Origin of the sequence: Chryseobacterium sp. C39-AII1 (assembly GCF_039672645.1) — a bacterium.
GTDB lineage: Bacteria > Bacteroidota > Bacteroidia > Flavobacteriales > Weeksellaceae > Chryseobacterium.
The window spans coordinates 315,020-339,507 of record NZ_JBDFPQ010000004.1 but is presented as its reverse complement, the minus strand read 5'-3'; the positions used below and the strand labels follow the sequence as shown (position 1 = coordinate 339,507).

Annotated in this window: 23 protein-coding genes; 15 read left to right on the top strand and 8 right to left on the bottom strand. The window is 34.1% G+C overall.

What is annotated here, in order from left to right; all coding sequences use genetic code 11:
• Positions 1–2: 2 nt before the first annotated feature.
• The 11 genes from ABEG63_RS09625 to hisIE all read left to right on the top strand — a co-directional run bounded on the left by ABEG63_RS09625 (position 3) and on the right by hisIE (position 9,953).
• Positions 3–932, top strand: a complete 930-nt coding sequence (locus tag ABEG63_RS09625; protein WP_346584330.1) for a glycosyltransferase family 2 protein — start codon at positions 3–5, stop codon at positions 930–932.
• Positions 933–1,709 (top strand): polysaccharide deacetylase family protein, encoded by a 777-nt coding sequence (locus tag ABEG63_RS09620; RefSeq protein ID WP_346584329.1) that lies wholly within the window; start codon positions 933–935, stop codon positions 1,707–1,709. It abuts the gene before it with no gap.
• Complete coding sequence (locus tag ABEG63_RS09615) at positions 1,706–2,803, top strand: glycosyltransferase family 1 protein (protein WP_346584328.1); 1,098 nt, start codon at positions 1,706–1,708, stop codon at positions 2,801–2,803. Before ABEG63_RS09620 ends, ABEG63_RS09615 begins: the two co-directional genes overlap by 4 nt.
• 250 nt (positions 2,804–3,053) lie before the next feature.
• Positions 3,054–3,911, top strand: a complete 858-nt coding sequence (gene hisG, locus ABEG63_RS09610) for an ATP phosphoribosyltransferase (protein WP_346584327.1) — start codon at positions 3,054–3,056, stop codon at positions 3,909–3,911.
• A gap of 1 nt (position 3,912) precedes the next feature.
• Complete coding sequence (hisD, locus tag ABEG63_RS09605; protein WP_346584326.1) at positions 3,913–5,208, top strand: histidinol dehydrogenase; 1,296 nt, start codon at positions 3,913–3,915, stop codon at positions 5,206–5,208.
• A complete protein-coding gene (hisC, locus tag ABEG63_RS09600) occupies positions 5,195–6,220 on the top strand; it encodes a histidinol-phosphate transaminase (RefSeq protein ID WP_346584325.1) in 1,026 nt (341 codons plus the stop codon). The genes hisD and hisC overlap by 14 nt, the downstream gene beginning before the upstream one ends.
• 4 nt (positions 6,221–6,224) lie before the next feature.
• Entirely contained in the window at positions 6,225–7,319 is a 1,095-nt protein-coding gene (gene hisB, locus ABEG63_RS09595; RefSeq protein ID WP_346584324.1) for a bifunctional histidinol-phosphatase/imidazoleglycerol-phosphate dehydratase HisB, read from the top strand.
• A 1-nt stretch (position 7,320) separates the two neighbouring features.
• A complete protein-coding gene (gene hisH / locus ABEG63_RS09590; protein ID WP_346584323.1) occupies positions 7,321–7,899 on the top strand; it encodes an imidazole glycerol phosphate synthase subunit HisH in 579 nt (192 codons plus the stop codon).
• Between the two features lie 2 nt (positions 7,900–7,901).
• Positions 7,902–8,624 carry a 1-(5-phosphoribosyl)-5-[(5-phosphoribosylamino)methylideneamino]imidazole-4-carboxamide isomerase gene (gene hisA, locus ABEG63_RS09585; RefSeq protein ID WP_346584322.1) on the top strand — a complete coding sequence of 241 codons (723 nt, stop codon included), beginning with the start codon at positions 7,902–7,904 and terminating at the stop codon, positions 8,622–8,624.
• Positions 8,617–9,369: an imidazole glycerol phosphate synthase subunit HisF gene (gene hisF / locus ABEG63_RS09580; protein WP_346584321.1), complete on the top strand. Its 753-nt coding sequence runs from the start codon at positions 8,617–8,619 to the stop codon at positions 9,367–9,369. The genes hisA and hisF overlap by 8 nt, the downstream gene beginning before the upstream one ends.
• Entirely contained in the window at positions 9,366–9,953 is a 588-nt protein-coding gene (gene hisIE / locus ABEG63_RS09575) for a bifunctional phosphoribosyl-AMP cyclohydrolase/phosphoribosyl-ATP diphosphatase HisIE (protein ID WP_346584320.1), read from the top strand. The genes hisF and hisIE overlap by 4 nt, the downstream gene beginning before the upstream one ends.
• 192 nt (positions 9,954–10,145) lie before the next feature.
• Here hisIE and ABEG63_RS09570 read toward each other — a convergent pair whose 3' ends face one another.
• The 8 genes from ABEG63_RS09570 to ABEG63_RS09535 form a co-directional block, all read right to left on the bottom strand.
• Positions 10,146–11,318 carry a M28 family peptidase gene (locus tag ABEG63_RS09570; RefSeq protein ID WP_346584319.1) on the bottom strand — a complete coding sequence of 391 codons (1,173 nt, stop codon included), beginning with the start codon at positions 11,316–11,318 and terminating at the stop codon, positions 10,146–10,148.
• A gap of 106 nt (positions 11,319–11,424) precedes the next feature.
• Positions 11,425–12,609, bottom strand: coding sequence for a M28 family peptidase (locus ABEG63_RS09565; RefSeq protein ID WP_346584318.1), 1,185 nt, complete (start codon positions 12,607–12,609; stop codon positions 11,425–11,427).
• A gap of 102 nt (positions 12,610–12,711) precedes the next feature.
• The gene (gene rplT, locus ABEG63_RS09560; RefSeq protein ID WP_267403238.1) at positions 12,712–13,056 is read right to left on the bottom strand and encodes a 50S ribosomal protein L20; all 345 of its coding nucleotides are present in this window, start codon (positions 13,054–13,056) and stop codon (positions 12,712–12,714) included.
• Between the two features lie 120 nt (positions 13,057–13,176).
• Positions 13,177–13,374 carry a 50S ribosomal protein L35 gene (gene rpmI, locus ABEG63_RS09555; protein WP_034694453.1) on the bottom strand — a complete coding sequence of 66 codons (198 nt, stop codon included), beginning with the start codon at positions 13,372–13,374 and terminating at the stop codon, positions 13,177–13,179.
• 91 nt (positions 13,375–13,465) lie between these two features.
• A complete protein-coding gene (locus ABEG63_RS09550) occupies positions 13,466–15,241 on the bottom strand; it encodes a hypothetical protein (protein ID WP_346584317.1) in 1,776 nt (591 codons plus the stop codon).
• Between the two features lie 271 nt (positions 15,242–15,512).
• Complete coding sequence (gene infC / locus ABEG63_RS09545; RefSeq protein ID WP_027372223.1) at positions 15,513–16,013, bottom strand: translation initiation factor IF-3; 501 nt, start codon at positions 16,011–16,013, stop codon at positions 15,513–15,515.
• Between the two features lie 158 nt (positions 16,014–16,171).
• Positions 16,172–18,109 carry a threonine--tRNA ligase gene (thrS, locus tag ABEG63_RS09540; RefSeq protein ID WP_346584316.1) on the bottom strand — a complete coding sequence of 646 codons (1,938 nt, stop codon included), beginning with the start codon at positions 18,107–18,109 and terminating at the stop codon, positions 16,172–16,174.
• Positions 18,110–18,269: 160 nt separating this feature from the next.
• Positions 18,270–19,814 (bottom strand): hypothetical protein, encoded by a 1,545-nt coding sequence (locus ABEG63_RS09535; RefSeq protein WP_346584315.1) that lies wholly within the window; start codon positions 19,812–19,814, stop codon positions 18,270–18,272.
• A 148-nt stretch (positions 19,815–19,962) separates the two neighbouring features.
• Here ABEG63_RS09535 and ABEG63_RS09530 point away from each other — a divergent pair, with 148 nt between their 5' ends.
• From ABEG63_RS09530 to leuB, 4 genes are all read left to right on the top strand, one after another.
• A complete protein-coding gene (locus ABEG63_RS09530; RefSeq protein WP_346584314.1) occupies positions 19,963–21,126 on the top strand; it encodes a 2-isopropylmalate synthase in 1,164 nt (387 codons plus the stop codon).
• Positions 21,127–21,153: 27 nt separating this feature from the next.
• Positions 21,154–22,536, top strand: a complete 1,383-nt coding sequence (gene leuC, locus ABEG63_RS09525; protein ID WP_346584313.1) for a 3-isopropylmalate dehydratase large subunit — start codon at positions 21,154–21,156, stop codon at positions 22,534–22,536.
• A 120-nt stretch (positions 22,537–22,656) separates the two neighbouring features.
• Positions 22,657–23,256 carry a 3-isopropylmalate dehydratase small subunit gene (gene leuD / locus ABEG63_RS09520; protein ID WP_346584312.1) on the top strand — a complete coding sequence of 200 codons (600 nt, stop codon included), beginning with the start codon at positions 22,657–22,659 and terminating at the stop codon, positions 23,254–23,256.
• A complete protein-coding gene (leuB, locus tag ABEG63_RS09515) occupies positions 23,246–24,367 on the top strand; it encodes a 3-isopropylmalate dehydrogenase (protein WP_346584311.1) in 1,122 nt (373 codons plus the stop codon). Before leuD ends, leuB begins: the two co-directional genes overlap by 11 nt.
• Positions 24,368–24,488: the final 121 nt, after the last annotated feature.

Here is a 24,488-nt window from a genome sequence, read left to right as displayed (position 1 = left end):
TTATGAAGAAAATTTCAATAGTCATTCCTGCCTACAACGAAGGGGGTAATGTTGCCTTAGTCCATGAAAAAATTAAAGAAGTTTTTTCGGGATTAAAAAATTATGATTTCGAAATAATCTTTGTAAACGACGGAAGCAGAGACGATACTCAGCAAAAATTGGAAGATCTTTCCAAACAGTTTGAAGAAGTAAAATTTATTGAATTTTCAAGAAATTTTGGGCATCAGCCTGCTGTAAAAGCCGGAATGGACAATGCTCACGGAAATGCTGTTATTTCTATGGATGGCGATCTTCAGCATCCCCCCGAATTGATTCCACAAATGATCAAAAAGTGGGAAGAAGGATATGATGTGGTTTTTACTATAAGAACCTATCCTAAACAGATTTCATGGTTCAAGAGAAAAACTTCAGATTTTTTCTATAAAATTTTATCAAGCCTTTCTGATGTCAATCTTACCAAAGGTGGCGGTTCAGATTTCAGATTAATGGATGCTAACGTAGTTCAGGTAATGAGAGATTTTAAGGAAGATGATCTTTTTTTACGTGGATTAACCAGTTGGATGGGTTTCAAACAAACAGGAATTGATTTTGTAGCCGCAGAAAGAATGGCAGGACAAAGCAGCTATAATATTAGAAAAATGCTAACTTTTGCTTTTACAGGAATTACGGCGTTTAGCGTAAAACCCCTTTATATTGCTGCCTACTTAGGCTTTTTATTTTCAGGGTTATCGGTTTTAGGGTATGTAGGTTATGTGATCTATGCTTTCGCAGTTCATACCGAAATTTCTGGTTGGGCATCCTTGATTATGACTATTGTATTTTTCGGAGGACTCCAACTCATTATTATGGGAATCATCGGAATTTATTTAGGTAAAATTTTTAAGCAGGTGAAAGAAAGACCCAACTATATTATAAAAAATAAAAATTTTTAAATGGTTCTACTAAGTTTTGATATCGAGGAATTTGATATGCCTTTGGAATATAAAGGCGAAATTTCTTTCGATAAACAAATCTCCATATCTCAGAACGGACTTGAAAATATTCTAAACGTTCTTAAAAAACATAAGGTAAAAGCTACTTTTTTCTCAACGGTAGTTTTTGCTGAAAATAGTAAAGATTTAATTAAAAGATTATTGAGCGAAGGTCATGAACTAGCTTCTCACACGTGGTTTCACTCAGAATTTGAGGAAAAGCATTTACAGGAATCGAGAGAGCGTTTAGAAGAATTATTTTCTGTAAAAGTTACGGGATTAAGAATGCCCAGAATGATGCCTGTAGATGAAAAAGCAGTGGAAAATGCTGGATATTCATATAATTCATCCATTAATCCAACCTTTTTACCGGGAAGATATAACAATTTAAAAGTTTCAAGAACATATTTTAAAGAAGGTAACGTAATGCAGGTTCCAGCTTCGGTGTCACCTAATTTCAGAATACCTCTATTTTGGCTGAGTTTCCATAATTTCCCTTTGTTTTTCTACAAAAAATTAGCCTCGGATACCTTAAAAAAAGATAATTATCTGAATGTTTATTTTCATCCATGGGAATTTTCAGCCATAAAGGATGAAGCATTTAAATTACCGGGTTTCACCGTAAAAAATTCTGGAAAAGACATGGTTGAAAGATTTGATGAATTTATAGGCTGGCTTAAAAGTAAAAACTATATCTTTAGAACCTTTCAGGAATTTCAAAAACAAATTACACTATGAAAATTGCATTTGATGCAAAGCGTTTTTTTCACAACACATCAGGTTTAGGCAACTATTCCAGAGATTTGGTAAGGATACTTTCTCAGTTTTATCCTGAAAATGATTACGTTTTACTCAATAAAAATAAATCCGAAAGAGGAAAAGATATTCTTGCTAAGCCAAATGTTCATTTTGTTGAAACTTCCAAAGGAAAGCTTTCCCGACAATTAAAAATGGGAAAAGATGCTCAAAAACAAAATGCTGATATTTTTCATGGATTATCCGGTGAATTACCTTTGAAATGGGACAAAACCCCTATTAAAAAAATTGTGACAATTCACGATTTGATTTTCGTGAGATATCCTCAGTATTATTCTTTTTTTGACCGAAAAATTCATCTTTGGAAATTTAAAAAAGCGGCGCAAATGGCAGACGAAATTATTGCCATTTCTGAGCAGACAAAACAGGATATCATTGAGTTTTTAAGAGTTCCTGAAAGTAAAATTACGGTTGTTTATCAGGGTTGTCATAGTGCTTTTAAAGAAGAACAGCCTGAAGAGATGATTCAGTCTGTAAAATCTAAATTTCAGCTTCCCAAAAGATTTATTTTAAATGTCGGAACCATTGAAGATAGAAAAAACCTTTTGGCTGTTGTTCAGGCGATAAAAGATACTGATATTCCGTTGGTTGTCGTTGGAAAAAAGGCCAAATATTTTAAGAAGATTGAAGATTTTATCAAGAAAAATAAAATGGAAAAGCAGGTTCATTTCCTTGAAGGCGTTTCAATGGATGAATTGGCTGTAATCTATAAACTGGCTGATATTTTCGTATATCCTAGTTTTTTCGAAGGCTTTGGAATTCCTGTGATAGAAGCTCTTTTCTCAAAAACAGTTACCATTACGAGCAATGCAAGTTGTCTTCCGGAAGCGGGCGGACCAGATTCTGTGTATATCGATCCAAAAAATTATTTAGATATTCAGTCTAAAATAAAATTTTTATGGGATAATGAATCTGAACGTAAACGCCGTGCTGATAAAGGTTTTGACTTTGTTCAGAAGTTTAATGACGAAGCCATTGCAAAAGAACTCATGAAGCTTTATAAAAAAAATAACTAGAAAAAATCTTGCAGGTTTAAAAATAAGTCCTACATTTGTAACACAAATTTCAACAATGAAACCGAATTTTTTAACAGTACATCATTATCATCATCATCTCTGCTAAGACGGAATTGATTGATATGTGACTATGTTAAAAATCAAAATAATTAAAAACCGTCTGAGTAAATTAGGCGGTTTTTTTGTTTTCTGATATTTCACGAAAATACTTAAAGTATCACTTTATTTACTCAGATTCAACGATTACGAAATGAGTAAATTAAAAATTGCAATTCAAAAAAGCGGCCGGTTATACGAAGAGTCTTTACAGCTATTGAAAGACTGTGGGATATTCGTTAACAATGGGAAAGATCAGCTAAAAGTTTCTGTAGATAATTTTCCAATGGAGATCATGTATTTGCGCAATTCAGACATTCCTCAATACCTCGAAGATGGGGTTGTGGATATCGCCATTGTCGGGGAAAATCTATTGGTAGAGAAACAAAAAAATATTGAGGTTATCCAACAGCTTGGATTTTCTAAATGCAGAGTTTCTTTGGCTGTTCCTAAAGAAGTGGAAACAGATGATCTGAATTATTTTCAAGGGAAAAAAATTGCGACTTCTTACCCTAATACACTTAAAAATTTCTTAGAAACAAATAATATTTCGGCAGATATTCACATCATTTCAGGCTCCGTAGAAATAGCGCCTAATATTGGTCTGGCAGACGGAATTTGTGATATTGTAAGTTCGGGAAGTACATTGTTTAAAAACGGATTGAGAGAAACGGTAGCCTTATTAAAGTCTGAAGCCGTTCTTGCCCAAACCTCACGTTTAGATGCTGAAAAAACAAAGATTCTTAACAAATTTCTGTTTAGAATAAAATCGGTTTTGAAAGCAAAAAATTCAAAATATATTCTGATGAATGTTCCGAATGATAAGATTCAGGATATTTCAAATGTTCTTCCCGTATTGAAAAGTCCGACGGTAATTCCCTTGGCGGAAGAAGGCTGGAGCAGTATTCATTCAGTGATTGATGAACTTAGATTCTGGGATGTTATCGATGAGCTGAAAGAAAACGGAGCACAGGATATTTTAATAATTCCAATTGATAAAATGGTGATTTGATATGAATATAAATAAATACCCTAAGAAAGAAAGCTGGCAGGAACTGGTAAAACGACCAACCTTTGAAAGAAATGAAATCTCGGAAGTTATAGAAAATATTTTCACGAAAGTAGAAAAAGAGGGAAATAAGGCACTGTTTAACTTTAACAAACAATTTGATAAAGTTGAAATTCATAACCTTAAAGTTTCTGAAAATGAATTAAATGAAGCCGAAAATCTGATCAGCGAAGATTTGAAAATCGCCATTCAACAGGCAAAGGATAATATTACAGAATTTCACGCTTCTCAAATGGTTGACATTGAAAAGATTGAAACTACAAAAGGCGTTGTTTGCTGGCGAGAAAACCGCGCGATTGAAAAGGTCGGAATTTATATCCCCGGAGGGACAGCACCGCTTTTTTCAACGGTTTTAATGCTTGCGATTCCTGCACAGCTGGCAGGTTGTAAAGAGATTATTCTTTGTTCGCCTCCCAATCAGAACGGAAATATCAATCCTGCGATTTTGTATACCGCTCAGTTGTGTGGCGTTAGTCAGATTTTTAAAACAGGCGGCGCTCAGGCGATTGCAGCGTTAACTTTCGGAACGGAATCTATTCCGCAAGTGTATAAAATTTTTGGACCCGGAAATCAGTTTGTGGTTGCGGCTAAAGAATACGCTCAGAAATTTGGTGTGGCGATCGATATGCCTGCAGGCCCCAGTGAGGTTTTGGTCATTGCCGATCAACAGGCGGAATCCGCTTTTTGTGCGGCAGATTTACTTTCTCAGGCAGAGCACGGAAGCGACAGTCAGGTCATTTTTATCGCTGACAATGTTGAAATTTTTAACCAAACCATCCAAGAAATAGAAAAACAGATTAAAGAACTTCCAAGAAATGAATTGGCTCAGAACGCTCTGGAAAAAAGTCATTTTATTTTATTGAATAATATAGAAGAAGCGCTTGATTTCAGTAATTTATATGCTCCAGAACACCTTATTTTAGCCATTGGCGATTATGAAAAGTATATTCCGAAAATTCAGAATGCAGGTTCTGTTTTTCTTGGGAATTATTCATGTGAAAGTGCAGGAGATTATGCAAGCGGAACCAATCACACATTGCCGACAAACAGTTTTGCAAAAAACTACAGCGGCGTTTCGCTGGACAGTTTTGTAAAGAAAATCACCTTTCAGAATTTATCAAAAGAAGGAATACAGAATTTAGGAAAAACTATCGAACTCATGGCAGAGGCAGAAGGTCTGTTCGCTCATAAAAACGCAGTTTCCATCCGATTAAAACAATTAGAAAATGACAACAATTAATATCACTCAACTCGTTCGGAAGAACATTCTCAACTTACAACCTTATATTAGCTTCAGAGATCATAACGAATTTAATTCACCTGTTTTATTGGACGCTAATGAAAATCCTTTTGGTGAATGGAACCGTTATCCGGATTCTACACAGAAAAAATTAAAAGAAAAACTAGCTCAGGTTAAAAATATTCCGACAAATCAAATAGCAGTTGGAAACGGAAGTGACGAGTTAATTGATTTAATTATTAAAGTGTTTTGCGAACCAAAAGCAGATTCGATTTTAATGATGGATCCTTCTTTTGCGATGTATGGTTTTTATGCAGCGATTAATGAAAACAAAGTTGTAAAGCTTCGTTTAAATAAAGATTTTGATATTGATAAAAAGGTTTTTTTAAATGTTATTAACGAAAATAAGTTGAAAATATTCTTTTTATGCTCACCCAATAATCCAACAGGAAACAGCATTGAGGATATTGAATTTTACATTGAAAATTTTAATGGAATTGTAGTTATCGATGAAGCTTATATTGAATTTTCTCAACAGAGGTCTGTATTAGAATTACTTGAAAAATATGCTAATCTTATTGTATTACAGACCTTTTCAAAGGCTTGGGGAAAAGCCGGTGCGAGGGTTGGGGTTGCGTATGCTTCAGAAGAAATTATCAATTTTATCAATTTGGTAAAGGCACCATACAATGTCAATTCTTTAAGTCAGGAACTCATTATTAATGCTCTTGAAAATATAGATGAATTTAATCAAAATTTAGAAAATATTGTCATTGAAAGAGAATGGCTTCGTTCTGAATTCAGCAATTTAAATTGTATAAACAAAATATATCCCACTGATGCTAATTTCTTTTTAATTGATTTTAAAGACATTGAGCAGATTTATGAAAATCTTACTTCAAGTGAAATTCTGACAAGTAAAAGAGCACCTGCCATCCCCAACTGCATCCGAATTAATATCGGGACGAGAGCTGAGAATGAAAAGTTGATTAATATTCTAAAAAACTGTTGATTTTATGAAAAAAGTATTGTTTATAGATCGTGATGGGACACTGATTTTAGAACCGCCTGTTGATTTTCAGGTTGATTCTTTGGAAAAGCTGGAATTTTATCCGGGAATATTTCAAAATCTGTCTAAAATTGTAAAAGAACTGGATTTTGAGCTGGTAATGATCACCAATCAGGACGGTTTGGGAACAGAGAGTTTTCCGTATGATGATTTTATAAAACCTCAGGAAAAAATGCTTCAGGCATTTAAAAATGAAGGAATTGTTTTTAATGATATCCTTATCGATAAAAGTTTTGAGCATGAAAATTTGCCCACTAGAAAGCCGGGAACAGGAATGTTGGGTAAGTATATTTACGGAAATTATGATTTGGAAAATTCATTGGTGATTGGCGACCGGATCACAGATATTCAGCTGGCAAAAAATTTAGGAATAAAAGCTATTTTCATTAATAAAATTCAGAATGACGAGGCGGATCTCACGACGGAAAACTGGAGTGAAATTTATTCTTACTTAAAACAAATTCCGAGAAAGGCAAAAGTTTCCAGAAAGACCAATGAAACGGATATTGAAATTGAAATAAATCTTGATGGAAAAGGCGATTCAGAAATATCCACAGGCTTACATTTTTTTGATCATATGCTGGAACAGATTTCAAAACACGGGAATTTAGATTTAAAAATTAAAGTAAATGGCGATTTAAAGGTTGATGAGCATCACACGATAGAAGATACAGGAATTGTTTTGGGTGAAGCGGTTTTAAAAGCATTGGGCAATAAAAAAGGAATTGAAAGATATGGTTTCCTGCTGCCGATGGATGACTGCCTGTCGCAGATAGCGCTGGATTTTGGAGGAAGACCGTGGCTGGTTTGGGATGCCGATTTTAAAAGAGAAAAAATTGGTGATGTACCGACGGAAATGTTTTTTCACTTCTTTAAATCTTTCACCGATTCTGCAAAATGTAATGTAAATATTAAATCTGAAGGCGAAAATGAACACCACAAAATAGAATCCATTTTTAAAGCCTTTGCCAAAGCGATAAAAATGGCAGTAAAGCAGACAGATATTAATTTTAATTTACCTTCTACAAAAGGAAGTTTATAAGATGATTGCGATTATAAAATATAACGGAGGAAACGTAAATTCTGTACAGAATGCTTTGGACAGACTGAATGTAGAATCGATGGTTACAGATGATTTTGATTTGATTCAAAAGGCAGATAAAGTTATTTTTCCTGGGGTGGGTGAAGCTTCATCAACAATGAAAATTTTAAAGCAAAAAGGCTTAGATCAGTTAATTCCAACATTAAAACAGCCTGTCTTGGGCATTTGTTTGGGAATGCAGCTGATGTGTGGAAATAACGAGGAGGGAAATACAATGGGAATGGGGATTTTTGATATTGAAGTTAAGAAATTTCCTCCTCAGGATTTGGTTCCGCACATGGGTTGGAATACGATTTCGGATTTTAAGTCACCGCTTTTTTCGGGAATTTCAGAAGAAAATGATTTGTATTTTGTACATAGTTTTTATTGTGAACTGTCTGAAAATACGACATCTGTCTGTGATTATATCTTGCCTTTCAGTGCTTCTCTGCAAAAGAATAATTTTTATGCGATGCAGTTTCACCCGGAAAAATCGGGAGTTATTGGAAGTACATTACTTAATAATTTTTTAAAACTATAAAAATGAAAATTATTCCTGCAATTGACATTATTGACGGAAAATGTGTACGTCTCTCGAAAGGTGATTATCTTACGAAGAAAATTTACAATGAAAATCCTGTAGAAGTTGCCAAAGAATTTGAAAGCTTCGGAATACAGTATCTTCATTTGGTGGATTTGGACGGTGCAAAGTCAAAGCATATTGTGAATCAAAAAATATTAGAAAATATTGCTAAGGAAACTTCTCTACAAATTGATTTTGGAGGCGGATTAAAAACTGAAAAAGATATTGAAATTGCTTTTAATTCCGGAGCTAGACAAATTACCATTGGAAGTATTGCGGTTCAGAATCCTGAATTCTGTTTTAGTTTAATTCAGAAATATGGTTTTGAGAAAATTATTCTGGGAGCTGACTGTGATGATAGAAAAATAAAAACTTCAGGTTGGATAGAGGAAAGTGACCTGGATTTCATTGATTTTATTCTTCAATATCAGAAAAAAGGGGTAAAAAATGTGATTTGTACAGATATTTCGAAAGATGGCATGCTTGAAGGCCCTTCCACGGAGCTTTATAAAGAGATTTTAAATAAAACCGATGTGAAATTGGTAGCCAGCGGAGGGATTTCTGGAATGGGAGATGTTTTTCAAATGAAAGAAATGGGTTGCGACGGAACAATTATCGGAAAAGCCATTTATGAAGGAAAAATCAGTCTGAAAGAAATTCAAAAATTTATTGAAAATGCTTAAAAAAAGAATTATTCCCTGTTTGGATATCAAAGACGGAACGACAGTAAAAGGAATCAACTTTGAAGGGCTGAGAAATGCCGGAGATCCTATAGAATTGGCTAAAAGATATGAAACTGATGGTGCAGATGAACTGATCTTTCTCGACATTACAGCGACGATTGAAGAGCGAAAAACTTTCGTCGAATTGGTGAGAAATATAGGAAAAGAATTAAGTATTCCTTTCACTGTGGGGGGCGGAATTTCAACTGGTGAAGATGTTCGTAAATTATTGGATGCCGGAGCTGATAAGATAAGTATTAATTCTTCTGCCGTAAAAAATCCGATACTTATTTCGGATCTTGCGAAAGAATTTGGGAGTCAGTGCATCGTTGTGGCTATTGATACAAAGTTTGTTAACGATGATGATTTGGTTCACGTGAAAGGAGGAAGAGAAATAACTGGATTAAAAACATTGGAATGGGCTCAGAAAGCAGAAGAATTAGGTGCTGGTGAAATTCTTTTAACCTCAATGGATGGTGACGGCACAAAAAGCGGATTTGATTTAAGGATTACTAAATTAATTTCAGAGAATATAAATATTCCGGTTATAGCGTCGGGGGGTGCAGGTACAATTAAAGACTTTGAAGATGTTTTTACGCTAACTTCAGCAACAGGAGGTTTGGCGGCGAGTATTTTTCACTTTGGAGAAATTAATATATCAGATTTAAAAAAAGAATTAAAAACTAAAAAAATTGCTATACGATGAAAATAAATTTTGATAAAAATAACGGATTGGTTCCTGTTGTTATTCAGGATGACAGAACGTTACAGGTTTTGATGTTAGGTTATATGAATGAAGAGGCTTTTGAGAAAACTCAGAATGAAAAAATAGTCACTTTTTTTAGTCGTTCAAAGAATAGACTTTGGACAAAAGGCGAGGAATCAGGAAATTTTTTAACAGTTAAAGGCATTGTTGTTGATTGTGATAATGATACGATATTAATTAAAGCAAAGCCTAAGAATATTGTCTGCCATACCGGAAGTTTCAGTTGTTTTGGTGAAAAGAATTCTAAAGGTTTTGTTTATGAGCTGGAAGAAAAAATTTCACAAAGAATTAATGATCGGGTAAAAGATTCCTATACTTATTCTTTATTTCAAAAAGGAATTAATAAAGTGGCTCAAAAAGTAGGCGAGGAAGCCGTAGAAGTAGTCATTGAAGCAAAAGATAATAATGATGATCTGTTTAAAAATGAAGCCGCAGATCTGTTGTATCACTATTTGATTTTGTTGAAGGCTAAGAATTTTACTTTGCAGGATATTGAAAAGGTTTTGATGGTGCGAGATAAATAAATTGTAATTTTATTCCAATTAAAAACAAATCACCATGCTAGAAAAAGAAGAACCAAAAAAGGACGAAGAATCACAATTGCCTAAAAAAGAGGTTGAAAAACCAAAAAATCCTTTAGCAACTGAAAAAAGTGGAACTAGAGGAAGATAAAATAAAAGCCAATTGATAGTCAATTGGCTTTGTATATATTAGGATTATTCAATCAAAACTTTTCTCACAACTCTTTCATCATTTGCTTTCAAAATACCTAAATAAGCACCTTTCTGCAAACCAGAAACATTAATTGTTGTTTCGTTATTTTTTTGAAGAATTACGCGTCCGGAAAGATCTGTAATTTCAAATTGAAAATTTTTAACTGTAGAATCCGGAATTTCTATATTGATAACATCTTTTGCAGGATTCGGGTAAATTTTTAATGCTTCCAATTTGTGCAGTGAATTTTCTTTAGTTCCTAAAAATGTTGAAGAAGCCACTGCAAAATGTTGCAAAGCGCCCAAAGAGCCCTTTCCAACATTAAAAATATATGTAGGGTCTGTGTTGGCAAAAGTATCATTGGCAGTATGAGGATAGTTGCTTCGAATTTTTTCAAAATAGCCTGTAATCACCTCACCTTTTGCCTCAAAAGGCATATAATCGGTATCTTCAGCTTCGTCAATATCCGTTAAAAGAGTTGAATATAGATGCGTACAATTGATCAATTCCTGATTAGCAGCGGCAGAAGCTATATCGTTACTGGAATTTCCGCCCATATCTTTATCGCAATAAATTGTATTGTTATTATTGCCCATTTTTCCGCCCACCTGATCGAGATTGAAAACCAACTTAATATCTAAAACACGATTATTTCCATTATAAGCAACCGTATTCGCATAATGTGTACTTCCTCTCAATCCTTGCTCTTCACCGGAAAAGTGAATAAATTTAATCGAATATTCGGTAGGTACATCTTTCATAATTCGTGCTGCTTCAAGAATAATAGATGTTCCGCTTCCGTTATCGTTCACTCCGGGGCCGTTAATGCTGTCGAAATGTCCGCAAATAATCACATATTTATTAGGATAAACCGTTCCTGTTTTGGTAATAACTAAATTTTTAGAACTCGTATTTCCGTAAGTAAAAGGATCTTCAACAATTTGGCTAACATTATATCCGTAAGAAATATATTTGTCTTTAAGCCAATTCAGCGCATTTGTATTGGCTTGTGAGCCTGTTGTCTTTATGCCTAAGTTGCTGAATTCCTGTAAATTTGTTGTGATATTTGTTTGTGAAACCAAATTTGCTCTGTCTTTATAGGCTTGTATTAAGTTTTGACCTTTTAAACCCAATATCGACAAAGAAACAAATAATGAAGTAATGATCTTTTTCACGTTATATTTTTATTAAATTTTCAATAATTCCGCAAATGTAGTGATAAAAAAATCCTAAGCAAACACTTAGGATTTTAATTCATTATATTATTTAATTAATAGTAATTTATTTTTCAATAATCAATTTTTTAGTTACACTTGAGTCTTTTGTTTTAATAGTCGCTAGATAAGTTCCCGTGGATAAACCTGAAAGACTTACTTTGGTTTGGTTTTCAGATTGTAAAATAGAACGTCCGGACATATCGGTTAATTCAAAACTAAATGTATTTACATGATTAGGTAAATCAATATTAATCATATCTTTAGCTGGGTTAGGATAAATTTTTACAGTTTCTAATGATTTTGTAGCAGTTTCATTCACTCCTAAAAGACTTGTGGTTGCCACTGCAAAATGCTGTAATGCCCCGACAGCCGCTTTTCCTACATTGTAAACATACGTAGGATCTACATTTGCAAAAGTATCATTTACTGTATGCTCTGTATTACTTTCAGTATTTTCGTAAAATCCTGTAATAATATCACCATTTTCTTCAAAAGGCATATAATCTGATGAATAAGCATGCGACATTACCGCTTGAAGCGGAGAATATAAAGTTGTATAAGTTGCTAATTGCTGTGTAAAAGAAAGTGAAGCCGCATTGTTTGATGATTGACCGCCTTGATCACTTTCACACTTTATTTTATCATTAAGATTGCCTATTTTCCCGCCAACTTGATCAATATTAAACACTAATCGGATATTCATTACACGGTTTCCGTTTTGGAAAGCCACATTATCAGCATAGTGATAACTTCCGTACAATCCCTGTTCTTCACCTGAAAAATGAATGAATTTAACAGAATACTCGGTTGGAATATCTTTTAAAATTCTGGCAGCTTCTAAAAGGATCGAAGTTCCGCTTCCATTATCATTTACACCGCGTCCTGTAATGGTGTCGTAGTGTGCACAAATAATAACATACGTATTTGGATAAACAGTTCCTTGCTTAGTAATGACTAAATTCTTTGAACTTAGAGTTTGATTCCCATAATTAAAGCTGAAAGGATCTTCCTGCATTTGATTGACAGAATATCCCATCGCTGTATATTTTTCTTTTAACCAGTTTAGAGCATTGGTATTGGCTGTAGAACCTGTGGTTTTTACTCCAAAATCTCCAAAAGTCTGAAGGTTATTGGTAATGTTTGCTTGTGAAACCTGATTGGCTCTGTTTTGATAAGCAGGAACAAGAGTTTGCGCCTCTAAGCCATAATTTATTAATGAAAAGAGTAGAAGAGTAGTTAATTTTTTCACTTTTAAAGAAAGTTTTATGTATCCTATAATTCCAACAAATGTAGATAATAAAAAAATCCCGAGCAAAAAACTCGGGACTATATTGATAACAAAAATTCTACATTATTTTACTTGATCTACAACAGCTTTGAAAGCTTCAGGGTGATTCATTGCTAAATCTGCTAAAACTTTTCTGTTAAGTTCGATGTTGTTCTTTTTAAGAGCTCCCATAAATTGAGAGTAAGACATTCCGTGTACTCTAGCTCCCGCGTTGATACGAGTGATCCAAAGTGATCTGAAGTTTCTTTTCTTCTCTTTTCTACCACGGTAAGCATATTGCATTGCTTTTTCTACCGCGTTTTTAGCTACAGTCCAAACGTTCTTTCTTCTACCGAAAAAACCTTTAGCTTGCTTTAAAACTTTTTTTCTGCGAGCTCTTGAAGCTACGGCATTTACTGATCTTGGCATAATTTAAATTGTTTTTTTGAAATGTGCGGTAATTGTTTCATTACTCTTAGAGGCTCCATTTCAGGGTTAAATTGTTGAATTTGTTTGAATTCTTATAAACCGAATATAGATTTATAAAAACTACTTAATTGCTAATTGACGTTGAACGCTTTTCTCATCCACTTTAGCTACATAAGAAGTGCTAGTAAGATTTCTCTTCTGCTTAGTTTCTTTTTTAGTTAAGATGTGGCTTTTGTAAGCATTTTTTCTTTTGATCTTACCTGTTCCAGTAAGAGCAAAACGCTTTTTAGCACCTGATTTCGTTTTTAATTTTGGCATTGTTTTGCTTTTTATGTTTTGTTATCAATATCTGTATTGGCTTCCCAAATATACTTAGGGAATAATAGTTTGCAAAATTACGAAAAAAATCTCAATCTTTTCTTTCTAATTCAAGAGTTTCTAAAAACATTTTATTTTTAGGAGTAATTAAAAGATAAAGCTGATTGTTTTTCTGTGAAACTTTACTTTGAAAATTAATATTCTCTCCTGCTGACTCTTTAATTTTCCAATTTCCAGTGGGAATATTATCAATTGTAATATGATACGTTTTACCAGCTTCCATCTTTTTTAATAATTTATTATTTAAGAAAAGGCTGATATTATCAGAAGAATTTTTAAAAAAATATCCCGGAATTTTTAATGAATTGTTACCTTTTTTTATTCCAACACTTTTACCATTTTTATTGAAGTACAAGACGTACTTTTCATTTTTTGATTCAGCAATAATAGGATGATAATTTTTAATAAAGATTTTATTTGCTTTTAATTGATCTCCCACATTTAAATCAATTTTAAAGTCAAATCCTGTATGAAAAACAATAATATCAGGATTTCTTCGCATAATATAATCTGCGTCGCCTAATTCGTGAGCTAAAGTTCCTGTTCCGAAATTTTTTGGTGGATGCCGTGGGATGTAGTAATCATTTAAGCCAAGCATATCAATTGTCGGTAATTCAGAAGAATAAGGAATGCATCCTGCAACTGTAACTGCTAATAAAGTTTGGTCAGAAAAAGTGTTTTTTAATGTTTTTCCCAATCGCATTCCTCTGAATTCCCATCGCTCAATCATGGTATTTTCATTGTCTGTAAAAAACGTTTGAGAATAGGCATTTACAGCTAATAAAATAATGATGATGATTTTTTTATTATTGTTAAATTGAATTTCTTTTACACTGTTTAATCCGAAAATAATCGCAAAAGTAAACAATACCAATACAATATAATAATGTCTAAAAGCAGGGAAAATATCTCCACCAACAAGCGTTGTATATGACAGCCATGCGGCTAGGTTTAACAATAAATAAACCCCAAACAGATTTCTTTTTTTTATGACCAAAATATAAAGAAAATAGAATCCGGATCCTGAAAGCAGTAATGTTCCTAAAAAGGCTCTCAGATTATAAAATCCGCCTCTAAGAATATAATGTATTGTTATTTTCGCCTTTACCAGTGCGGTATTGGGAACTAATTCTCCGTAATAACTATATCTGAAAGCAATTTGTGACAAAAGAAATAGAGTAGGAATAAGTAATACAGTGAAGCCTATTTTAATAAGATCTCCTCTTTTTCTACGATGAATGAACAATAGAAATATTGAAGCCAAAATAGTAAATAAAAACCCATCTGGTCTTGTAATGGCTAATAATCCTAACCAAATCGAGAGCCAGCCAATTCTTTTTAAGTTATTATTCTTTAGAATAGATGAAACTTCTGCTAAAACAAGGGTAAAAAGAAAGGCATACAATGGTTGTTCGAGTCCGCCAATTCCCCATACAGCAAAACATGGTGTTGTAATGAGCAGAATAATGGCTATAAAAACGTATTCTCTCTTTATATTTTGAGTTCTAAAATGATTTAAAATTACTCCGATAGTACCTAAAGAGTAAAGTATTCCCAATAGTCTTACTGAAAAAATAAGATCTAAACCGAGTTTTCCCAAAGCAGAAGTTGCTAAAACCCAAAGCAAATTAGAGTAACCTTCCACTGGATGTCCATCATTCCAGCTTAAGCCTTTTCCTTCTAAAAAGCGTTGAACATATCTTAATGAAATAAGACTATCATCTGATAGGAAAGGATAATAATAGTAACAACAAATAAAAAATATGATGGATGCGAGAACAAAAAAGGATCGATATCCTATCTTCATGATGTAGTTTTTTACTTTTGGATTTTCCTGTGCATTGGAATTTCATGCAAAATAACAAAAAAAGTGGAAGCTAAAGTGAATTTACAAACAAAATCCTAGCCCAGATAGAAACGGATACCCCGCAGCAGGCAATGGCAAAAGCATTGAGCGAGGAGTATGAGTGGATAGCTGGAAATAGCTTCTAAAATTTTATGATAATCTTAAAAACAAAAAACCTCAAAGTAATTTGAGGTTTAATATTGTAAAGTTGACGGGAAGACCGCCATTATGCTTATTTAGCTGGTTTTTTAGGACTCATCATCATAATCATTCTTTTTCCTTCAAGCTTAGGAAGCTGATCTACTTTTCCAACGTGCTCTAGTTCCTGAGCCAGTTTTAGAAGTAAGATTTCTCCTTGGTCTTTAAAGATAATCGAACGCCCTTTAAAAAATACGTAGGTCTTTAATTTTGAACCTTCTTCAAGGAATTTTTCAGCATGCTTCTTCTTGAATTCATAATCGTGATCATCTGTCTGAGGACCAAAACGAATTTCTTTTACGACTACTTTTACCTGCTTAGCTTTTAGTTCCTTCTGCTTTTTCTTTTGCTCATACAAGAATTTTTTGTATTCCAATACTCTTGCAATAAAAGGTTCAGCCTTATCAGAAATTACTACCAAATCAAGTTCTTGTTCCGCAGCAATTTGTCTTGCTTTGTCGATTGGGTAAATTCCCGGCTCTACGTTATCGCCCACCAAACGAAGCTCTCTCACACGAATTTTATCGTTGATCAAGTGTAAGTCCTCCTGTACAGGACGTCTTTGTGGGCCCCTGTTGTTAAATCTTTGTGCTATTGTATTATAATTTTATTGGTTAACTTTCTATTTTTTATCAATCATTCTGAATAAAAATTAATTTTTAAAATGTATTCAGAATGATATTTTTTTCAGATTTAAGCATTAAACTCAAATCCTGTTTTTGACTGTTCTTTAAAATAAGTAACGAAATCTTCAATTTTCATTACTCCTAAATCACCTTCCCCACGTCTTCTTACAGAAATTGTACCATCGTTTTCTTCATTTTCTCCCACTACAATCATAAATGGAATTTTCTTCAATTCTGCATCACGGATCTTTTTACCCGTCTTTTCGTTTCTGTCGTCAATTAATCCGCTAATATCGTGATTTTCCAATAATTGAGAAACTTTTTTAGCATAATCTACATATTTCTCACTGATTGGCAAGATGATAAACTGATCCGGAGCCAGCCACAATGGGAAATCTCCCGCTGTATTCTCGATAAGAATCGCAATGAATCTTTCCATAGAACCAAACGGCGCTCTGTGAATCATTACCGGTCTGTGCTTTTCACCATCGCTTCCTGTGTACCAAAGATCGAATCTTTCAGGTAAGTTATAATCAACCTGAATTGTTCCAAGTTGCCATTTTCTACCCAAGGCATCTTTCACCATGAAATCCAGCTTAGGACCGTAGAATGCAGCTTCGCCATATTCCGTAACTGTATTTAAACCTTTTTCAGTTGCTGCAGTTACGATTGCATTTTCTGCTTTCTCCCAGTTTTCCTCAGTTCCGATGTATTTTTCTTTATTTTCAGGATCTCTTAGTGAAATCTGAGCTGTAAAATCCGCAAAACCTAATGAACCGAAAACATAAAGAACCAAATCGATCGTTTTCTTAAATTCATCCATCAACTGATCCGGAGTACAGAACAAATGCGCATCATCCTGAGTAAATCCACGAACTCTCGTTAAACCGTGAAGCTCACCACTTTGCTCATATCTGTAAACTGTACCAAATTCCGCATATCTTTTAGGCAAATCTCTGTAGCTCCATTGTGAAGTTTTGTAAATTTCACAGTGATGCGGACAGTTCATTGGCTTCAGCATAAATTCTTCTCCTTCATTTGGAGTTTTAATAGGCTGGAAGCTGTCTGCTCCATATTTATCCCAGTGGCCAGAAGTTACATATAATTCTTTTGCTCCGATGTGCGGAGAAATTACAAACTCGTAACCTGCTTTTTTCTGAGCTTCAGAAAGGAAATTCTCTAATTTTTTTCTTAAAGCAGCTCCCTTTGGTAACCATAAAGGTAAACCCTGACCTACTTTTTCAGAGAAAGCGAAAATTCCTAATTCTTTACCTAATTTTCTGTGGTCTCTCTTTTTAGCTTCTTCTAAAAGTTCAAGATATTCTGTTAAATCTTTCTGTTTTGGGAAAGAAATACCATAAACTCTAGTTAACTGAGGATTTTTTTCGTTTCCTCTCCAGTATGCTCCGGCTGCATTCAAAATCTTCATAGCCTTTACAATACTCGTATTCGGAATGTGCCCTCCACGACAAAGATCTGTGAAATCATCGTGTGTAACGAAAGTGATTTCTCCATCATTAAGATTAGAAATCAATTCCACTTTATAAGGATTGTCTGCATACACTTTTAGAGCTTCTTCTTTAGAAACCGGATATAAAGAGAATGTAGATCCTTTTTTAGCATTTTCTAAAACCTTTTTTTCAATCTTTTCGAAATCTTTATCAGATAAGCTTTCGTCACCGAAATCTACGTCATAATAGAATCCTTTTTCGATGGCAGGACCGATTGTCAACTTAGCATTAGGATAAAACTCAAGGATCGCCTGCGCCAAAAGGTGGGCTGAAGAATGCCAAAAAGCTTTCTTTCCAAGATCATCATTCCATGTTAACAATTGTACCGTAGAATCCGTGGTTATAGGCGTGGTCGTCTCTACTTGTTTGTCATTAACAACTGCGGAAATGGTGTTTCTAGCCAATCCCTCGCTTATAGATTTTGCCACATCTAGCGGAGTAACTCCCGCCTCGAATTCTTTGACACTACTGTCTGGAAGTGTAATTTTTATCATTGTTTACTAAGAAATTTTAAGATGCAAAAATACGGAATTTTTATTTAAAATACTACATTCATGTCTATTTGAAGCGATATTTAATACTAAAAATTGAATTAAAACGTTTTTAAAAATTGGAAAACAATCAACGGTCTAATTATGAATAAGTTAAATTAGGTTAATGCTTTCTTTTATACCTTACTTTTTCCTTAATAATTTCAATTACATCCACATTTCTCACTTTAGATTTTACCCAACCGTGGATATCAATATAAAATAATGATCTTCTGTAGTATTCGTTTTCAGAGAAAATCTCAAGCTTTTTATCAAATTCCTTAAAGGCTTCCAGCTGCTTATTGGGAAGTAAATTGTTTAAATTTTTAAAGAATTGAATGCTTTCAAAGTGAAAATCATCAGGCTTTTTCATTTTTTTAGCAAACTTTAAAGTAGCTTTAATAAATTCATCATAATCTTCATCATTTCCGGACTCATGTTTTGCCATTAAAATCAAAATCCTTGTGTGGAATAATAGATCTTCCTGCACATTTCCTTTGGATTCAATTACTTTTAACGAATACTTTATCGACTCTTTAAACTTCTTACTTCCAAAAAACATCGCTGCCATTTTTAAGTACAAAATCATAAAATGATGCTCATCGATTTTATCGCGAAGTCTTTCCATTTTTAGCTCTATTTCGGGAATCAGTTTTGAGCCGGAAAAGAATTCACCCTTCACAAAGTGAATATTCATTAAAGTATTGTAATGTGTCAGAAAAACAAGCGATTGTAAATTTTCATTTTGAGCAAAGCTTGAAGAGTAAACAACTTCATTGAAATCCTTAAAACTATTTTCTAAAATGTCGATATTTCCATATAAAAAAAGAATTTTTAAAAGATAAGTATTGCCTTTAATGTACCAAACGGGATGACTTACGATCATTTCCGGATTTTTGTGAAATAAATCAACCCATTGAAAAGCGTACTTCAGCGTATATTTATATTCTTGAAGCAACTGGTTTTTCCAAACATGAGCTTTAAAATACCATAATTTCTCCGTAAAATTCAGTTTTTCAAAATTAATTTTTTGAATCTGAGCATTAAAAATTTCCATGATTTCGGCTCGATCTTCATCATTTTTTACATAACCATGCGTCAGCATTTCGCTGTACAATTTCAATGAAAGATTGGATAATTCTGTTGCGTAATGATTTTGCTTGCTGATTTCTGTTGATTGCTTTATCAATTCATCGGCGCGACCTTCAACACTTCGCGTAATGAATTGGGATTCAATCACTTTTTCTAAATCAATAATTTCTAAAGCAATACTTTTTTCGTCTAATTCTAAAGCAGTCTGTTTGGTTTTGTCTAAAATTTTTAAAGCCTGTTTGTAAAGTCCTTTTTGATATAAAATATTCGCAAAATCAAGCTGTTCGCGCAATTGTATTCTATAATTCTGATGGCTCGGGTTCATTCTTAAACTCACCAAAATTTGTTTGTAAAGATGAGCTTTCAGGTTTGATAATTGTTGTTTGGTAGAAATCTTCTTGTCGATGATGATGTTTTCATCATATTCCTTCATTTTATCAAGCTCGGAAAATAAGAGCAGAAATTTGGCATCTACATTTATTCCAAGACGGTTTACATACAGCTTGAATTGTCTTTTTTCGGAGGTCGTTAACGACTTAATTAATACAAATAAAAAATCTTTATGCAATTCTGCCATTGTAAATTTATGTAATTTAAAATACTGTTAATCAGTTTTTTGTAGTGAATTTTCAATATTTTGAGTATTGTAATTTTTATAAAAGTGAAAAATGAAAAAACATTTCATCTTTCTAGTTTTGAATCAAAATTAAGTAAAAAACTTCATTATGAATTCCGAAAAAGTCGAAATTTTTGATACCACGTTACGTGATGGAGAGCAAGTTCCAGGTTGTAAATTAAATACAGAACAAAAATTAATTATTGCCGAAAAACTTGATGAGCTGGGGGTAGATGTAATCGAAGCAGGTTTCCCGATTTCGAGTCCCGGAGATTTTCATTCCGTTTCGGAAATTTCAAAATTAGTAAAAAATGCAAAGGTTTGCGGTTTAACGAGAGCCAATCAAAAAGATATTGATACCGCGGCAGAAGCTCTAAGATTTGCCAAAAGACCTAGAATTCATACAGGAATCGGAACTTCAGATTCTCATATTAAATTTAAATTCAATTCGAATAGAGAAGATATTATCGAAAGGGCGGTTCAGACTGTAAAATATGCTAAAACTTTTGTTGAAGATGTAGAATTTTACGCTGAAGATGCCGGAAGAACCGATAATGATTATTTAGCAAAAGTTTGTGAAGCTGTTATTAAGGCAGGGGCTACTGTTTTGAATATTCCCGATACTACGGGATATTGCCTGCCTGAAGAATACGGAGCAAAAATTAAATATTTGAGAGAAAATGTAACTGGCATTGACAAGGTAATCTTGTCTTGTCACTGTCATAACGATTTGGGAATGGCAACCGCAAATTCTATTGCCGGCGTGATCAACGGGGCAAGACAAATCGAATGTACAATCAACGGCCTCGGCGAAAGAGCTGGAAATACAGCTTTGGAAGAGGTTGTGATGATTTTAAAACAGCATCCGCATTTAAAATTACATACTGATGTGCAATCCAAAATGCTCAACCCCATGAGTATTTTGGTTTCTGATCTGATGGGAATGGCTGTTCAGCCTAATAAGGCAATTGTGGGAGCAAATGCTTTTGCGCACAGTTCTGGAATTCATCAGGATGGAGTTATCAAAAACAGAGAAACATACGAAATTATTGATCCGGCAGAAGTGGGCGTAAATGCTTCAACAATTGTTTTGACGGCAAGAAGCGGACGTTCCGCATTGGCTTACAGATTCAAACATATTGGTTTTGAGGTGACTAAAAACGAATTGGACTTCTTATATCAGGAGTTTTTGAAAATCGCCGACAGTAAAAAAGAAGTAAACAATGATGATTTAAGTATAATCATTGATAAAGTGACGAGAAAAATAGGATAGAAGGATTGATTTTCAATTAAAATTAAAATGGGAAGTACTAAAAAAACACTTTTTGATAAAGTTTGGGACGCACACGTTGTGGAAACGATTCCAGACGGGCCTCAAATTATATACATTGACAAACATCTGATTCACGAAGTGACAAGCCCACAGGCTTTTGCAGAATTAGAATCCAGAAATCTTGAAATTTTCAGACCGAAACAAATTGTTGCGACAGCCGATCACAATGTCCCGACGTTGGATCAGGATAAGCCTATTCGCGATGATTCTTCAAGAAACCAAGTTGAGCAGCTAACAGAGAATTGTAAGAAAAATAATATTGAACTGTACGGTTTAGGACATCAATATCAAGGTATTGTTCATATCATTGCTCCGGAATTAGGCGTTACACAACCCGGAATGAGTATTGTTTGTGGCGACAGTCACACTTCTACGCACGGCGCTTTTGGTTCTATTGCTTTTGGAATTGGAACAAGTCAGGTGGCGCAGGTTTTTGCAAGTCAGTGCTTGTTGCTGAACAAGCCAAAGTCGATGAGAATTACCGTAAATGGTCAATTAAATAAAAATGTTCAGCCAAAAGATGTGATTTTATACATCATTTCAAAAGTCGGGACCGATGGCGGAACAGGTTATTTCTGCGAATATGCCGGAAATGTTTTCGAAGAAATGTCGATGGAAGGTCGAATGACGGTTTGCAATATGAGCATCGAAATGGGCGCTCGTGGCGGAATGATTGCTCCCGATGAAACGACTTTCAATTATGTTAAAGGCAGAACTTTTGCGCCAAAAGATGAAGAATGGGAAGAAAAAGTAGGGTATTGGAAAACCTTGAAAACAGACTATGAAGCTATTTTTGATGCAGAATTTACTTTTGATGCTTCCGATATTTATCCGATGGTTACGTACGGAACAAACCCAGGAATGGGAATTTCAATTCATCAAAATATTCCGAGTCCGCAGAATGAATCTGAAGAAAAGGCTTTGAAATACATGGGTTTACAAGCCGGACAGGCGCTTTCTGATATCAAAGTTAATTATGTTTTCATTGGAAGTTGTACGAATGCAAGAATCGAAGATTTCCGTTCTGCGGCGAATTATATTAAAGGTAAAACAAAATCGCAACATGTTCAGGCTTTAATTGTTCCGGGTTCTCAGCAGGTCGTAAAGCAGATTTTAGAGGAAGGTTTAGATAAAATTTTCAAAGAAGCTGGTTTTCAGATCAGACAACCGGGGTGTTCGGCGTGTCTGGCGATGAATGATGATAAAATTCCAGAAGGTGAATATTGTGTTTCGACTTCGAATAGGAATTTTGAAGGAAGGCAAGGGCAAGGTGCAAGAACAATTTTGGCAAGTCCGTTAACGGCTGCGAAAGTAGCGATTGAAGGGAAGATTTCGGTTTTGGAAAATTAAATTTAAAAGTGAATTTTATTTCATAAGTGAAAAGTCAATTGTCAATTTAAAATTGTTAAAAAAATTCACCATTGACTTGCAAAGCAAAATTCACCATCACATCTTAATAGATATAAAAAAATGCAAAAATTAGTCATTATAAAATCCCGAGCAATTCCTTTGCCGGTAGAAAATATAGATACAGACCAGATTATCCCGGCTAGATTTTTAAAAAGTATTGATAAAAACGGCTTTGGAGATAATCTTTTCAGAGATTGGAGATACAATGTTCATACAAATGAGCCGAACTCTGATTTTGTTTTAAATAATCCAAAATACAGCGGTGAAATTTTAGTTGCCGGAAATAATTTCGGTTGCGGAAGTAGTCGTGAACATGCGGCTTGGTCGTTGACGGATTATGGTTTCAGAGTGGTTGTTTCCAGTTTCTTTGCAGATATTTTTAAAGGGAATGCTTTGAATAACGGTTTGTTGCCCGTAAAAGTTTCTGAAGAATTTTTGAAAGAAATTTTAAATGACATCACCGAAAATCCTGAAAAAGAAATTTTAGTAGATGTTGAAAAACAGGTAATTACCTTCAATGATAAAGCGGAGAGTTTTGAAATTGATTCTTATAAAAAAATATGTCTGATGAATGGTTACGATGATATCGACTTTTTAATTAGCAGAAAACAGGCGATCCAAGAATTTGAACTAAAAACACATAAAGTATATGAAAACTGATTTTAAAATTGCCGTTCTTCCGGGAGACGGAATCGGGCCAGAGGTTGTAAATGAAAGCATTAAAATTTTAGATGCAATTGCAGAAGCATTTCATTATAAATTTGAATTTAAATATGGTTTGGCTGGTGCAGAAGCGATTTTTAAGACAGGAAATCCTTTGCCGGATGAAACCTTAGCGATCTGTAAAGAATCTGATGCGGTGCTTTTTGGTGCAATTGGTGATCCGTCTTTTGATAATAATCCGGATGCAAAAGTGCGTCCTGAACAAGGTTTGTTGAAACTTCGTAAAGAGTTAGGGCTTTTTGCTAATATCAGACCTTTGAAAACTTTTAATTCTTTGATTGAAAAAAGTCCTTTAAAAAGAGAAATTATTGAAGGAACAGATATTCAGATTTTCAGGGAATTGGTAAGCGGAATTTATTTTGGTGAAAAATTTACAGACGAAGAGGCAGGTTATGCTTATGATATTTGTAAATACAACCGTGATGAAATTGCGCCTATCGTTCACATGGCTTTTCAGGAAGCGCAAAAAAGAAGAAAAAAATTAACATTAATCGACAAGGCCAACGTTTTGGATACTTCAAGATTATGGAGAAAAGTGTGTAAAGAGATTGCCACAGAATATCCTGATGTTGAGCTGGATTTTATGTTTGTAGATAATGCAGCGATGCAGTTGATCTTAAATCCTAAACAGTTTGATGTCATTGTTACAGAAAATATGTTTGGAGATATTATTTCCGACGAAGCGAGTGTAATTGGAGGTTCGATTGGGTTGCTCCCTTCCGCTTCGATTGGAAATGAAAATGCGATGTTTGAGCCTATTCATGGTTCTTATCCGCAGGCAAAAGGAAAGGGAATTGCCAATCCTATTGCTTCTATTTTGAGCACCGCAATGATGCTTGATTATTTAAAACTAGATCATGCTGCAGAAAAATTAAGAGCGTCTGTAGAGCATGCAATCGAAAATAAATATGTTACCATGGATCTGAATTCCCAGCAACCTTATTCTACGAGTGAGGTGGGAAGTTTTATCGCAGATTATATTAAATATTCCGAAAAATCATATTACAATTTTGAAAATGTAAAGCTCGGAAAATCCACGATCGTTTAATAAAAAGTGAATTGTCAATTTTGCTTCGTGAGTAAGTTAGTTAATTAGATAGTCCATAGATAGATCACGAGCGAAGCGAATTGATGATCATTCACTTTTCCCAATTTTGGTTGACTTTTAT

Excerpts from the sequence above, each read along its gene's own strand:
- hisA (WP_346584322.1), top strand. The coding sequence starts at position 7,902 with ATGAAAATTATTCCTGCAATTGACATTATTGACGGAAAATGTGTACGT.
- ABEG63_RS09615 (WP_346584328.1), top strand. The coding sequence starts at position 1,706 with ATGAAAATTGCATTTGATGCAAAGCGTTTTTTTCACAACACATCAGGT.
- hisH (WP_346584323.1), top strand. The coding sequence starts at position 7,321 with ATGATTGCGATTATAAAATATAACGGAGGAAACGTAAATTCTGTACAG.
- ABEG63_RS09550 (WP_346584317.1), bottom strand. The coding sequence starts at position 15,241 with ATGAAGATAGGATATCGATCCTTTTTTGTTCTCGCATCCATCATATTT.
- rplT (WP_267403238.1), bottom strand. The coding sequence starts at position 13,056 with ATGCCAAGATCAGTAAATGCCGTAGCTTCAAGAGCTCGCAGAAAAAAA.
- leuC (WP_346584313.1), top strand. The coding sequence starts at position 21,154 with ATGGGAAGTACTAAAAAAACACTTTTTGATAAAGTTTGGGACGCACAC.
- rpmI (WP_034694453.1), bottom strand. The coding sequence starts at position 13,374 with ATGCCAAAATTAAAAACGAAATCAGGTGCTAAAAAGCGTTTTGCTCTT.
- hisD (WP_346584326.1), top strand. The coding sequence starts at position 3,913 with ATGAATATAAATAAATACCCTAAGAAAGAAAGCTGGCAGGAACTGGTA.
- ABEG63_RS09625 (WP_346584330.1), top strand. The coding sequence starts at position 3 with ATGAAGAAAATTTCAATAGTCATTCCTGCCTACAACGAAGGGGGTAAT.
- ABEG63_RS09530 (WP_346584314.1), top strand. The coding sequence starts at position 19,963 with ATGAATTCCGAAAAAGTCGAAATTTTTGATACCACGTTACGTGATGGA.
- ABEG63_RS09535 (WP_346584315.1), bottom strand. The coding sequence starts at position 19,814 with ATGGCAGAATTGCATAAAGATTTTTTATTTGTATTAATTAAGTCGTTA.
- hisG (WP_346584327.1), top strand. The coding sequence starts at position 3,054 with ATGAGTAAATTAAAAATTGCAATTCAAAAAAGCGGCCGGTTATACGAA.
- leuB (WP_346584311.1), top strand. The coding sequence starts at position 23,246 with ATGAAAACTGATTTTAAAATTGCCGTTCTTCCGGGAGACGGAATCGGG.
- hisB (WP_346584324.1), top strand. The coding sequence starts at position 6,225 with ATGAAAAAAGTATTGTTTATAGATCGTGATGGGACACTGATTTTAGAA.
- thrS (WP_346584316.1), bottom strand. The coding sequence starts at position 18,109 with ATGATAAAAATTACACTTCCAGACAGTAGTGTCAAAGAATTCGAGGCG.
- hisF (WP_346584321.1), top strand. The coding sequence starts at position 8,617 with ATGCTTAAAAAAAGAATTATTCCCTGTTTGGATATCAAAGACGGAACG.
- hisC (WP_346584325.1), top strand. The coding sequence starts at position 5,195 with ATGACAACAATTAATATCACTCAACTCGTTCGGAAGAACATTCTCAAC.
- ABEG63_RS09620 (WP_346584329.1), top strand. The coding sequence starts at position 933 with ATGGTTCTACTAAGTTTTGATATCGAGGAATTTGATATGCCTTTGGAA.
- leuD (WP_346584312.1), top strand. The coding sequence starts at position 22,657 with ATGCAAAAATTAGTCATTATAAAATCCCGAGCAATTCCTTTGCCGGTA.
- hisIE (WP_346584320.1), top strand. The coding sequence starts at position 9,366 with ATGAAAATAAATTTTGATAAAAATAACGGATTGGTTCCTGTTGTTATT.